The sequence below is a fragment of the Salipaludibacillus sp. CUR1 genome, assembly GCF_021028955.1.
In the GTDB taxonomy this organism is placed as follows: Bacteria; Bacillota; Bacilli; order Bacillales; family Salisediminibacteriaceae; genus Salipaludibacillus.
The window spans coordinates 21488-35303 of the sequence record NZ_JAIWPE010000046.1; the positions used below are offsets into that span (position 1 = coordinate 21488).

Annotated in this window: 10 protein-coding genes; 9 read left to right on the forward strand and 1 reads right to left on the reverse strand. The window is 44.8% G+C overall.

Translation table 11 applies throughout. The features are described from left to right. The first annotated feature begins 87 nt into the window (after positions 1-87). From K8O68_RS09735 to K8O68_RS09750, 4 genes are all read left to right on the forward strand, one after another. Entirely contained in the window at positions 88-1425 is a 1338-nt protein-coding gene (locus K8O68_RS09735; RefSeq protein WP_230896700.1) for an ABC transporter substrate-binding protein, read from the forward strand. Positions 1426-1582: 157 nt separating this feature from the next. Further along, a complete protein-coding gene (locus K8O68_RS09740; protein WP_230896701.1) occupies positions 1583-2509 on the forward strand; it encodes a carbohydrate ABC transporter permease in 927 nt (308 codons plus the stop codon). Next, the gene (locus tag K8O68_RS09745) at positions 2509-3333 is read left to right on the forward strand and encodes a carbohydrate ABC transporter permease (protein ID WP_230896702.1); all 825 of its coding nucleotides are present in this window, start codon (positions 2509-2511) and stop codon (positions 3331-3333) included. The genes K8O68_RS09740 and K8O68_RS09745 overlap by 1 nt, the downstream gene beginning before the upstream one ends. Positions 3334-3376: 43 nt before the next feature. Then, positions 3377-5608, forward strand: coding sequence for an alpha-galactosidase (locus tag K8O68_RS09750; protein WP_230896703.1), 2232 nt, complete (start codon positions 3377-3379; stop codon positions 5606-5608). Between the two features lie 69 nt (positions 5609-5677). Here the strand turns inward: K8O68_RS09750 and K8O68_RS09755 are convergent, their stop codons facing one another. Then, positions 5678-6688 (reverse strand): LacI family DNA-binding transcriptional regulator, encoded by a 1011-nt coding sequence (locus K8O68_RS09755; protein WP_230896704.1) that lies wholly within the window; start codon positions 6686-6688, stop codon positions 5678-5680. A gap of 259 nt (positions 6689-6947) precedes the next feature. On the opposite strand from K8O68_RS09755, the gene K8O68_RS09760 reads away from it, so the two are divergent. The 5 genes from K8O68_RS09760 to K8O68_RS09780 all read left to right on the forward strand — a co-directional run bounded on the left by K8O68_RS09760 (position 6948) and on the right by K8O68_RS09780 (position 13760). Further along, positions 6948-8159 (forward strand): ROK family transcriptional regulator, encoded by a 1212-nt coding sequence (locus K8O68_RS09760; protein WP_230896705.1) that lies wholly within the window; start codon positions 6948-6950, stop codon positions 8157-8159. 232 nt (positions 8160-8391) lie between these two features. Continuing rightward, the gene (locus K8O68_RS09765; RefSeq protein ID WP_230896706.1) at positions 8392-9708 is read left to right on the forward strand and encodes an ABC transporter substrate-binding protein; all 1317 of its coding nucleotides are present in this window, start codon (positions 8392-8394) and stop codon (positions 9706-9708) included. A 148-nt stretch (positions 9709-9856) separates the two neighbouring features. After that, positions 9857-10762, forward strand: a complete 906-nt coding sequence (locus K8O68_RS09770; RefSeq protein ID WP_230896734.1) for a carbohydrate ABC transporter permease — start codon at positions 9857-9859, stop codon at positions 10760-10762. After that, complete coding sequence (locus K8O68_RS09775; RefSeq protein ID WP_230896707.1) at positions 10755-11597, forward strand: carbohydrate ABC transporter permease; 843 nt, start codon at positions 10755-10757, stop codon at positions 11595-11597. Before K8O68_RS09770 ends, K8O68_RS09775 begins: the two co-directional genes overlap by 8 nt. Positions 11598-11720: 123 nt before the next feature. Beyond that, positions 11721-13760, forward strand: a complete 2040-nt coding sequence (locus tag K8O68_RS09780) for a beta-galactosidase (RefSeq protein ID WP_255717129.1) — start codon at positions 11721-11723, stop codon at positions 13758-13760. Positions 13761-13816: the final 56 nt, after the last annotated feature.

The following is a 13816-nucleotide window of genomic DNA, read 5'->3' on the forward strand; positions in this document are numbered from 1 at the left end:
GCATCTTATAATTGAAGCTAATATTTGGCAAGGGAGTCAATCAGAAAAATGCTCATTTATTTTTTTACTAAAACAAGGAGGTAGACGATGACTAATTCATTTATTAAAACAATCGCTGGTGTGGGGGTTGTATCTCTGCTTGCGGCATGTGGTGGAAATGATGGAGGTAACAATGGTGGGGATGGCAATGAGCAGGCGGCTGCGGATGCTGATGTCAATCTCGTTTTATATTCTTCTATGAGTTCTGAAGGGGAGAGAAATGCATTTGAAGGGCTGATAGATGATTTCCATGAGGAAAACCCTGACATTCATATTGAAGCGAATTTTCCAGGCGGAAGTTACGAAGATCAGCTAAGAGTTATGATGGCAGCTAATGACTTGCCGGATTTGTTTGATACCCACGGATGGTCGCAGCTCCGATACGGAGAGTACGTGCATGATTTGAGAGATATGGACTGGGTGGATGACCTTGACCCGGCAATGGATGAAATCATTAAAGATGAAGACGGCAAGGTATATACGTATCCAATGAATCAGGCGCAAGATGGAGTTATTTATAATGTGGATGTTTTAGAAGAGCACGGAATTGAACCGCCGACTACGTGGGATGATTTTGTTGCAGCCCTTGAAACAATAAGGGATGAGACCGGCGGACAAGTGGCGCCGCTTTGGATACCTGGAGGGGATGACTGGACGCTGGCTCAAATGGTCGACCAGCTGTTAACTCCTCTGTTTGTAACAGATGAAAACAATGATTACACAGAAGAGTTTGAAGACGGCACGTTTGACTGGACGAACTATGAGTGGCTGGCAGAACAGATGCTTATGCTTAAAGAAAATGACCTTCTTAACCAGGATGTTTTAACTGCCCAATTTGCCCAGGCTCCTGAAATAATGGCAGCTGACCAGGCGGCGTTTATGTTCCTGGTAGGTTCTATCGGTCCGGATGCGACTGAAATGAATCCTGATACTGAAGTCGGCCTTCTTCCGACGCCGGCGATTCATGAGGGGGACGATCCGTCATGGATTGGGGGCGAACGTTTTACTCTTTCAGTTTCAGAAAACTCCGAGCATAAAGAAGAAGCAAAACGTTTTATCGAATTTATGACTGAAGAAGAGAATGCCCAGCTAATGGCAGAAGCAACCAACCTGTCATCAGCATTGGAACACGTGGAAGCCGACACGTATTTCTCCGAGTACTATGAAGAGTATTCTCACCTTGAAATTCAGCCTTACTTTGACCGTGTGTACCTGCCGAGCGGCATGTGGGACGTGATGGCAACGACAACTGCTGAATTGTTAGCAGACGGAAACGTGGATAATGCCGTGAACACGATGGAAAGCGAGTTTAACAGATTGCAAGATGAAGATGATGAACTGGAAGAAATTGATGAAGAGGACATTGAGGACTTAGATAACAATTAATGCACTTAAAAAAGGATAGTGAAGGGCCATTAAATAGTGATGGATGGCTCATCTACACTTACCTTTAACAGAGCCAAACAAAAAAAGAGGGGCAGTAAAAGCTGTCCCCTTTTTATCTTAATCATCACGGCGCAAACGTAAGGAGCTGGAAGTAATAATGGCAGAATTGACAGAAAAAGGCCAAGTTGCCTCAACAAAAAAGCCTAAGAATTATACAGTGACGAAAGAAAAATCACTTTGGTGGATGTACCTGCCCGCAATTGCACTTGTTACTCTTTTTATCGTTTACCCTTTCTTTAACGGGTTAAGAATTTCATTTACGGACTGGGACGGTTTCTCCCAGACAAGCAACTTTGTAGGACTCGACCAGTATACGAGAATGTTTTCAGACCCGACGACCTGGACCGTTGTCCGTAACACCTTGCTTTACGGTATAGGCAGTACGATATTGCAAAACGTGATAGGTCTTGGATATGCCTTGCTGTTAAACAGCAAGATTAAAATGCGGACACTCACCCGGACAGTCATCTATTTGCCGGTGATTATAAGTCCTTTAATTATGGGTTATATCTTCTATTTGATTTTTGCCTTTCAAAATGGTGCGTTGAATGATGCCATCACTTTTTTCGGCTTCAATCCAGTCAATGCATTAGGGAATCCGAGTGTAAACCCGTATATCATTGTTCTCGTTAATACGTACCAGTTTGTCGGTATTGCAATGATTATCTATTTGGCCGGACTCCAAAGTATTTCGAGGGATTTCTATGAAGCAGCAGATATCGATGGGGCATCTCCTTGGCAGCAGTTTAAATCAATTACACTGCCGTTGCTCGCGCCATCCATTACGATTAACGTCGTTCTGAATATTATAGGCGGACTTAAGCTTTTTGATGTCATTATTGCTCTCACAGGCGGAGGACCGGGAAATGCTTCACAATCGAGTTCCACTTTTATGTATTCACTCTACTTTAGCAGGCAGGACGCTGGTTATGCCGCTACACAAGGTGTCTTAGTCGCCTTTATAATTTTGATCATCAGCCTGCTCGCTCTATGGTATTTCAAACGGAAGGAGATTGAAGCGTAATGAGAAACAAGACTGCAAAGTACCTGTTAACCGCCTTGGCTGTATTTATTACTCTTATACACGCGATCCCTTTTTATATTCTTATAACCACCTCATTAAAGGTGCGTGGAGATTTCAGTTCCAGGTGGGCCCTTCCGGATTACTTCACCTTGGAAAACTTCGCTATCGCCTGGGAAAGTGCCAACTTAGATAGGGCTCTAATGAATTCAACACTTATTACTGGAGGAGCAGCTGTCATATTAATTATACTCGGCTCAATGGCTGCCTACCCGCTCGCAAGGCGCAATACGAAACTGAATAAAGGTGTCTTAATTTTATTTGTGGCCATTATGGTTGTCCCGCCACTTACTGCACTTGTTCCTCTTTACCAGATGGTAGTTGGATTGGGGCTTATGAATACACGAACGATTGCCATTCTTGTTAATGCCGCGGCATTTATGCCATTGACAATTTTTCTTTATTCCGGTTTCATCCGGTCAACTATCCCGAAAGAGCTGGAGGAGGCGGCAAAGATTGACGGCTGCAGCACAATGGGAATATTCTTTAGAATCGTATTCCCGCTTCTTAAGCCGGTTACCGCGTCAGTATTAATTATTGCCTGTGTGTTTATCTGGAATGACTACCAGTTTGCGATCTTTTTCCTTCAAAGCAGTGATGTTCATACATTAACTGTCACAATGGACAGCTATTTCACTGAAAACCAAAATAACCTCGGACTTGTCGCTTCCGCGGCGTTTATGGCTATGATTCCTATGGCGATCTTATTCCTGTTCCTGCAAAAATACTTTATTGCCGGATTATCTTCAGGAGCTGTGAAAGGGTAATTAGTAGGTTGTATGAGAATTTGTTGTAACGGAGGATTTAAACATGCCAATTCATTTTAATGAAGAAACGAAAGAGTTCCATCTGCAAAATAATGGACTCAGCTATATTTTTACCGTGATGAAAAATAACCAGTTGGGACATTTATATTATGGAAAAAGGATCCGCCATCGTGATTCCTTTCAGCATTTACTGAGGACACAGCCTAGAGCGGCCATGTCTTGTGTATATGAGGGAGACTTGACGTTTTCTCTCGATATTATAAAACAGGAATACCCGTCTTATGGCACAACCGATTACCGTGAACCTGCCTTCCAGATCACCCAGCAGAACGGGAGCCGGATCACACATTTTGAGTACGTATCCCATGAGATTTACAGCGGTAAGCCAAAGCTTGATGGCCTGCCTGCCACGTATACGGAAGAAGAGTCTGAAGCTTCAACCATTGAAGTGGTGCTGGAGGACAAACTGATTGAAACGGCTGTTAAACTTTATTATACGGTGTACGAGAACCGAAACGTTATAACCCGGTCGGCCAGATTTATTAATAAGGGCAGCCAGAAGCTTGAACTGAACCGTGCACTCAGTTCGAGTGTGGATCTGTTCGATGCCGATTTTGAAATGGTCCAGCTTTCAGGATCGTGGTCAAGGGAACGCCATGTGAAAACGAGAGCACTGGCACCAGGCATCCAGAGTATCTCAAGTACGAGAGGGACGAGCAGTTCCCAGCAGAATCCGTTTATTGCTTTGAAACGTCCCGGAACTGATGAACATCAGGGTGAAGTGTACGGATTTAATTTTGTCTACAGCGGTAACTTTCTTGCTCAGGTTGAAGTCGACCACTATGATGTAGCGAGAGTCACTATGGGGATCAATCCGTTTGATTTCCGCTGGCTTTTGGAGCCGGGAGAAGACTTTCAGACTCCTGAAGTCGTGATGGTTTACTCTGAAGATGGCCTGAACGGGATGAGCCAGACGTATCATGATCTTTACAGTCAGCGCCTTGTGCGCGGCAAATGGAAAAACAGCGAGCGGCCTGTCCTGATTAATAACTGGGAAGCCACTTACTTCAATTTTAACGAAGAAAAACTGTTATCTATTGCAAAAGAATCCAAGGATCTGGGCATTGAACTGTTTGTACTGGATGACGGCTGGTTCGGTAAACGGGATGACGATACGTCTTCTCTCGGAGACTGGTTTACCGATAAAGAAAAACTGCCGAACGGGATTGAAGGAATTGCTGAAAAAGTGACAGATTTAGGTTTGTCGTTCGGTCTATGGTTCGAGCCTGAAATGGTCAATAAAAACAGTGAACTGTATAAAGCGCATCCTGAATGGATCATCCAGGTAGATGGAAGAAAAGCTTCCCACGGCCGTAACCAGTATGTGCTTGACTTTTCAAGAAAAGATGTCGTTGACAACTTATATGGGCAAATGTCCGATGTGCTGCGAAAGGCACCGATCTCTTATGTGAAGTGGGATATGAACCGCTACATGACTGAAATCGGCTCTGCTTCTCTTCCGTCAGAGCGTCAAAGTGAGTTAGCCCACCGCTATATTTTAGGGGTATACGATTTATACGAGAGGCTGACGTCTGAATTCCCTGATGTGCTTTTCGAGTCGTGCGCAAGCGGCGGCTGCAGGTTCGATCCAGGGATGCTCTATTACGCGCCCCAGACGTGGACGAGCGATGACACGGATGCGGTGGAACGTCTGAAAATCCAATACGGGACCACAATGGCTTATCCTTTGAGCACGCTCGGAGCCCATGTTTCTGATGTGCCAAACCACCAGGTTCACCGCTATACGAGCTTGAGTATGCGGGGAAATGTGTCTTTCTTTGGAATGTTCGGCTACGAACTGGATATTACAGCGATGTCAGAACAAGAAAAAGAAGAAGTGAAACAACAGGTAAGCTTTTACAAAAAGCATCGCCAGCTCATTCAGAACGGAGTCTTCCACCGCCTGTTAAGTCCGTTTGAAGGCCTTGGAAACAGGGTGGCATGGATGGCTGTTTCCCGTGATAAAAAAGAAGCGCTGGCCGGTTACTATAAAGTACTGGCTGAACCGAATCCCGGCTTTAAGCGCCTCATTCTTAAAGGTCTTGATGAAAACCTGGAATATAAGATTGAGGGGATGGAGGGCACCTATTTCGGAGATGAGCTCATGAGCGCGGGGCTTATGCTGGAAAACGAATATTCGGGCTCTGTGCCTCCGGAGAGCGATCGTATCGGCGATTTTCAATCATCATTATACAAACTGACTGCAGTAGAATAATAAAAAAGAAGCCAATGTCCCGGCAGACGGCCGCCGGGGCAAGGCTCTTTTTTTATTTGGCAGAGTTGTTCAGTTAACTTTGCCGGTGCTTTCCCTTTTAATAAATTCAGTAGGAATAACTACTTTTTTAGGGATTTTTCGCCTCGTTTTTAACCGTTCAACCATAAGTTCAACGGCCGTTTCTCCCATAAACTCTGTATACACTTTAACGGTCGAAAGGGAAGGCTGCAGGAATTTTGATGCCGCAATGTCGTTAAAACCGACGATAGAAACCTCATCCGGCACAGTTATATTGTGCTCGTGAAGCGCTCTTAAAGCACCGATTGCCATCGAGTCACTGGCGACAAAAAAAGCGGTAGGAAGCTTTGGTTTCTTGAGGGCCTCTTTCATAAGCTGGTAGCCGTCTTCTGAGGTGAACTGGCCTGTAAACATATACTCTTCATTAAAGAGCCCTTTTAATGTAAGGTATTCTTTAAATGCTTTTTCACGTTCATCAATCACATAATGATCAGGTGAGGTACGCTGAGTACCGCCGATAAAACCAATTTCCCGGTGGTTGAGTGAAATAAGATAATCAAGGACGTTTACTAACGATTTGTTAAAATCAATAACTACGGAATCACATGTGGCTTCAAGTGGTGAATCGTCTACGAAGGTGAGGGAATCGGTGATCTCTCTCAATTTCTTAATCTCTTCCGGGAGAAATTTGCCGACCACAATAAACCCGTCAACTTTGTCTACTGAATTTAAATTCAGATCCTCACTCTGGCGGATGACCTTAACCAGCTCAATATTTTCAGCCCGGCATATTTTTTCAATACCCAGGCGGATGGCCAAATAGTAAGGATCGTTAATTTCTTCTATATCAGATTTTAACTGTACCATTCCGACCTTATATGTTTTACTTTCCTGCTTGGCTGCACGCTCTTTCAGCGTCCTGTAATTTAAATCTTCTGCTGCTTTAAAAATACGTTCTTTAGTAGCGGCAGACACAGATAAGGATGTATCATAATTCAGCACACGGGACACTGTAGCAATAGAAAACCCCGTTTTGTTAGCGATGTCGCGGATCGTTGCCATAAAGTTCTCTCCTTCCGCGTTTCAATTAATGTGACGAATCATGGCAGCTGAAAATTTTAGTAAATTTAATATGTCTTTTTAATATAACACAAATTCACAAAGGGGTCAGACCCCCCATTGATTTCCAAAGCTGTCTTTTTTAAATAATTTTACAATGTTTGGTTTGTTTGCGTATAATATAGTTAAGTTTAAATGTTCACATTGTTTTTTTAATATTAAAACTTTAGGTGATGAGGGACATACAGGGAGTGTGAAAGATATGGTACAGAACATCACAGGTAGTTTTCAACTGATGAAATCATTAAACAGGTCGCTGGTTTTAAATATTATCCGCAAGGAAGAGGCGATCTCAAGGACGGATATTGCCAAGAAAGCGAACCTGACACCGCCCACCGTCTCGACGATAGTCAGTGAACTCCTCGAAACGGGAATTATCCGGGAATTTAAAATCGGGGAATCAAAAGGCGGCCGTAAACCGATTCTATTATCAATCAACTATAATAATTATTTTGTAATTGGAGTCGATGTAGGAACAGAGGAAGTTCGTGCAGGTTTAACTAACCTGAATGCCGAAATTCTTGCTACTAAAAAACAAAAACTCGCTACGGGCATGACCAAAAGTGAGTTCGTAACGATTCTGGAACATCTCATACGTTGGCTTCTTGAGAACGAAAAAGTGGATAAGGCAAAAGTGATCGGGATTGGCATCGGTATGCACGGAATTGTAGATCACGAAAAGGGAATTAGCATTTATGCCCCTCATTTCGGGTTTGAAAATATCCCTCTTAAAGATAAAATTGAAAACGTTTTCGATATTCCGGTCACTGTCGAGAATGATGCCCGTTCGCTCGCATTAGCGGAATTGTGGTTCGGGAATGGGCGGGGCGCCCAAAACCTTGTATGCATTAATGTTGGCGACGGAATCGGGGCAGGTATTATTCTTAATGGCCAGCTGTTTCACGGGAAACATAATATCGCAGGCGAGTTCGGCCATATGATTGTCGACTTAAACGGCCGCCAGTGCACGTGCGGAAGCTACGGCTGCCTGCATACTGTCGCAAGCGGTATCCGTATCAAAGAGAGGGTCACCCAGGAGATCACTATAGGAAGAAGAACGATTATTCCTGACCTTGTTGACGGGAAAAAAGAAGAGATTACAGGTGCTACGGTTCATGAAGCGGCAAAAAGAGGCGATGCTTTTGCTGTAGAGGTGCTCGATGAAGCAGGCAGGTTTCTCGGAATCGGCATAACTAATTTAATTAATTTTATGAACCCGGACAAAATTATTGTCGGTGGAGGCGTTTCAAAAGCAGGAAATTTTATTATGGATCCGCTAAAAGAGACGGTAAAGAAGCGGGCGATGACGACAGATGCCAAATCGACGGAGATAACCGTATCAGAGCTTGCCGCCCAAGGGACGATGATCGGCGCCGTGACCCTTGTTCTTAAACAATTATATGACCGGTCATAACAACAGCAGAAACTCCAGTAAATACCAGTCACTAAATATTCAAAAAATACTTTTCATTTTTGAAAAGGTATGATACATTATCTTTAATTACTAATTTAATTTAAAAAAGTTTTGTTGACGCTTTTTGGCCACACTGGAAAAACTACAGACGTCTCGTTCTAAGAGAAGACACCTATTTTTTTCAAAACGAATGAAAGCGGATACAAAACTAAATCAAGGGGGAATTAACAAAATGAAACCATGGAAAACAATGTTGGCTGGTGCTTTGTCTGTTTCTATGCTTGCGGCATGCGGAGGAAATGATGATGCTGAAGGAGGCGCTGACGGTGAAACAGATCCGGACGAGGTTTCCGGTGAGATTACTGTCTGGGGCTGGAATGTGGCAGCTTCTTCTATGGAAATTGCAATCGAAGGCTTTCAGGAGGAATATCCTGATGTGGAAGTGACAGTGGAAGATATCGGCCGTGAAGATTTATATGACCGGTTAACGGTTGGTTTGGCGGCAGGCGGATCAGGGCTACCGGATGTCACCATGGTTGAGACAGACCGTCTTGATAATTATATCGCAGAATTTCCGGATGGTTTCGTAAACCTCAGTGAGTATGGATTCGATGATCATGAAGATAAATTCGCCGAGTCAAAAATAGAAACAATGAAAAACAATGACGGAGACTTTGTAGCGGCTCCATGGGATATCGGGCCGGCAGGTGTTTTTTACAACATCCCTTTATTTGAGGAAGCGGGCGTAGACCCGGATGATATCGAAACTTGGGATGACTTTATCGCAGCCGGTGAAACAATCCTTGATGAAACCGGCGCTCAAATGGTCCCTATCGATATTTCTGCAGATGATGCCTTATTCCGTATGATGATGAACCTTCAAGGCACCTATTATTTTGACGAAGATGGAAACATCGATCTTCACAACGAAGAAGGACAGCAAGCATTAGCGACAATTAAAGAAATGCGGGAAAAAGACCTTGTTGCGAATGCTGACGGCTGGGACGGTACTGTTACAGCGACAGTCAACAACCAGGTAGCCACTGTGCCGTTCGGCGTCTGGTACGCTGGAACGATTATGGATCAGGCACCTGAACAGGAAGGCGAGTGGGGTGTATTTAAACTTCCTGCTTTTGAAGAAGGCGGCAACCGTGATGCTAACCTTGGAGGCTCAGACTTAACTGTCATCAACGGGTCTGATAACGAGCAGGCAGCTTATGCTTTCGTTGAATACTTTACAACTGACTCTGACGCCCAGGTTAATGCGTTAAGTGAGTACGGTATCTTCCCTTCACTCCTTGAAGCATATGATGATCCATTCTTCGAGGAAGAAGATGAGTACTTTAACAATGAGCCGATTTGGAGCTTGTTTGCAGATATTTCTGAAGGCGTCCTTCCGGCAAACTATACAAGCGACTATGCAAGAGCCCTCCGCTATTCTTCTGATGCACAGGCTAACGCACTGCTTCAGGATGCGGATCCGGCAGAAGCTTTAAGAGAAGCGGCCGACATGATTGCAAATGAAACGCAAAGAGACATTAACGAATAATAAATTAAAAGAGAGAAGAGCGTCCCGATGCTCTTCTTTCTTTCCTAACTGATAGTTAAACAATTTAATTAAGTATTGGGAGTCTGCTCCAGTTGCAGGCGGCGGGACTTCTTAAAAAGGATTTTTTAAGAAAGAGAGGGTTTTCATGATGAATCAGTCAACAGCTGAATCTAAGAAAAAACCGAAACGAAAATTTATAACACCAAAAACAGCACCATATCTATTTATCGCCCCTGCAGTTATTTTATTTATTATATTTACTGTTTATCCGGTGATTCAGTCATTGATTTTAAGCTTCCAGACATCGAGTGGCGGAGTCAGTACATTTGCAGGGCTCGATAATTACCGGCGTCTGTTTAACGACCCGCTGTTTTACCGGGCATTAGGGAACACGTTCACCATTCTGATTATTCAGGTTCCGATTATGCTTACCATCGCGGTGCTGTTAGCAGTACTCATGAACTCAGCTCTGTTAAAAATGAGAGCATTTTTCCGGATTGCTTTTTTCATGCCGGCTATTACAGCATTGGTTGCCTACGCGATCGTTTTCATGATTATGCTTGATGAAAACTATGGTCTAGTAAACTATGCTTTAAGTTTAGTAGGGATTGACCCTATCGCCTGGCTGAATGATCCATTCTGGGCCAAAGTGTCACTTATTGTGGCGGTTACGTGGCGCTGGACGGGTTATAACATGGTTATTTTCCTGGCCGGTCTGCAAAATATCTCAAACGATTTGTACGAAGCAGCGAGTATCGACGGGGCGGGAAAAATACGGCAGTTCTTTTCCATTACGCTTCCGCAATTGAAACCGATCTTCCTGTTTACGTTCGTGCTGTCCACCATCGGTACATTACAGCTTTTTGATGAGCCGTTTATTTTAACCGGCGGGGGCCCGAACAACTCGACACTTACTATTTCTTTGTATTTATACATTAACGGTTTCCGTTATTTTGACTTTAACTATGCATCCGCTATTGCATATATACTCGTTATTATAATTGCTCTCTTATCCTGGTTCCAAATGAAAGTGGTAGGTGATAAAGATGACTAACAACAAGAATAAGACAACGACCATTTTAAAAAAGACAGGCTTGTATACGTTATTGGGAATCGGTGTCTTCTTATCTATGTTTCCTTTCTACTGGATGTTCATTGGAGCCACGAACCCTTCCGGGGCTATTTTCAGCATGCCCCCAAACTTAGTACCGGGAGACCACTTTTTTGAAAACTTAAGAAACTTGAACGAAAACGTAGGGATCTGGCGGGTCATTATGAACTCGTTAATTATTACGCTGACTTTTACCGTTGTCAGTGTGATGATTTGTTCAGCTGCCGGTTTTGCCTTTGCCAAGTATCAGTTTAAAGGCCGCGATCCGATCTTTTTCATGCTGCTGCTGGCCATTATGATTCCTTATCATGTAACGCTGATTCCGTTATTCGAACTGATGGCTAATGTCGGCTGGCTCAATACGTACCAGGCGGTAATCCTGCCTCACCTGGCGTACCCTTTTGCAATTTTTCTAATGAGACAGAACATGAGGTCCATCCCTGACTCGCTATTAGAGGCTGCCCGTGTGGACGGAGCCGGCGAGATGCGTATTTTCTTCACCGTCGTATTGCCGACGATGAGACCGGCACTTGCGGCAGTTGCTATCTTCCTGTTTATGTTCCAGTGGAACAACTTCCTCTGGCCGTTAGTCGTCTTAGGAGACAGCTCCATGTACACACTTCCTGTCGCGTTATCCAGCCTTGTAGGGATGTCGCGGATCGACTACGGGCAGATCATGCTTGGTACAACCTTATCTACCCTGCCAATTATGGTATTCTTCCTGCTTCTGCAGCGCCAGTTTATTTCCGGTATCCTCGGAGGTTCGGTGAAAGAGTAAGCTAGGCAGGCTTCTTCTGTCAGGAAAAAAGCGGTGGCGGCGGTGCCAAAGGATTTTAACGCATAGCAAGTGTATCTGAAAAAATTAATACAACCTTTAACAGCAATGAAAAAAGAAAAACAGATGGTTTTAAAAGGAGTTTTTGATATGTATATTGGAGTGGATTATTATCCGGAACAATGGCCGCGTGAGCGGTGGGAAACTGATTTAAAGCTGATGAAAGAGCTGGGCATTAATGTCGTCAGAATTGCTGAATTCGGATGGAGTGTCATGGAACCTGAAGAAGGAACGTACGATTTTTCCTTAATTGATGACGCCATTGCGGCTATTGAATCATACGGGTTTGACGTCGTGCTCGGTACACCGACCGCTACCCCTCCCGCCTGGCTGATCGAAAAATACCCGGACGTCCTTCCGGCTGATGACCACGGGAATGTAATTGGTTTTGGAGCACGCAGACATTACACGGTGAACAGTGAGATTTACCAGCAGCTTACGAAACAGATTGTAGAAGAGATGGCTAAGCGGTACGGGAGCCATCCTGCGGTCATCGGCTGGCAGGTGGATAATGAATACGGCCATGAAAAATCCGACCGGAGTTACAGTGAAACAGACCGGAAAGCTTTCCAGTCCTGGCTCCAGGAAAAGTACGAAAGTCTTGATGAACTTAATGAAAGGTGGGGGACGGTTTTCTGGAGCCAGACGTATACGAACTGGACGCAGATTCCTGTTCCTAAAAAAGTGTACCAGGAGCATAACCCGAGCTTGCTTTTGGACTTCGACCGCTTCTGTGCGGAAGCTTATAACCGTTATAACCGTCTTCAGGTTGAGACGTTAAGAAAGTATATTGCCGACAGGCAGTTTATTACCCATAACTTTGTGTATTCGGGGCTTGCCCAGGATCAGAAAGAAATGGCTAAAGATTTGGATTTCATTTCATTTGATAATTATCCCGTCTGGGGCGGTCTGGCAGATCCGATCTCGCCTGCCGCTATTGCGAGGCAGCATGACTTGTGTCGCGGGACGAAAAACGGCAAAGGTTACTGGGTAATGGAAGAATTATCAGGTGCACAGGGATGGAGCCAGATCGGCTACCTGCCGCGGCCGGGCCATTTAAAATTGTGGACGTACCAGGCGATTTCACGTGGTGCAGAAGCGATTGTCTATTTTCGCTGGCGGGCGGCCAGGTATGGAACAGAGCAGTTCTGCCATGGCATCCTTGATCACGACGGCAAGCCGCGAAGAAAATATAATGAAGTGAAAGACGTAATCACGTCTCTTGAAGGTTTTGGAGATCAATGGATTGAGTCTGACATTCCGGCTGACGTCGGTTTTTACCATGACCCTGAGAATGACTGGGCGTGGCAGATCCAGCCTCAGTCCGACCAGTTTAACTATATCGGGGAGTTTCTAAGGTTTTACGAGCCTGCCCATTCGTTGAACGCCCAGGGGAATATCATCCGGGATGATGAAGATTTAAGCCGGTACAAAGTAGTTGTCGTCCCCGTGTACTTTTTAACGAAAAAGACGTTTAACGATAAGCTGAAAGACTATGTCGCTAACGGTGGAACGGTGGTATTCAGTTACCGTACCGGTGTAAAAGACGAGGATAATATTGTGACCGACCAGACGTTGCCTGGCGATCTGGCAGGGCTTGCAGGAATACAAGTGAAGGAATATGAATCACTCAGAGGCGGCAAGTCCGGACGTGTGAAAGGTGTAGCAGGCGCAGTGGAAGGCCTGTCGTCGTCCGCAAGCGTCTGGTGTGATTATATTGAGCCGGAAACAGCAGAGGTGCTCGCCACTTATGAGGATTCCTGGTTCCAGGACCTTGCAGCTGTGACGAAAAATAAATATGGTGAAGGAACCGTCTATTATGTAGGGGCCGGAATTGAATCGCCGATGCTTAAAAAGCTGTATGCGTCTATTTTTGAAGATGCGAACGTGATATATACGGAAACAGCGGAGAATGTCGAGCTCGTGAGAAGAGAGAGTGAAGAGGCGTCGTACTTATCCGTCTTAAACCACGACGTGGAGGCAGGCCATGAAGTGGCCCTTCCTGAAGGGGAGTGGACCGATGCCGCTTCTGGCGAAAAGCATACAGGAGTTTTAGAGATTCCCCGCCTTGGCAGCCTCGTCCTCAAGAAAAGAAAGCAGCAATAAAATGGGACGGGAGAGGCTCAGCCTCTCCCGTTTTGTCAGAAACTGGGGGGTCTGTC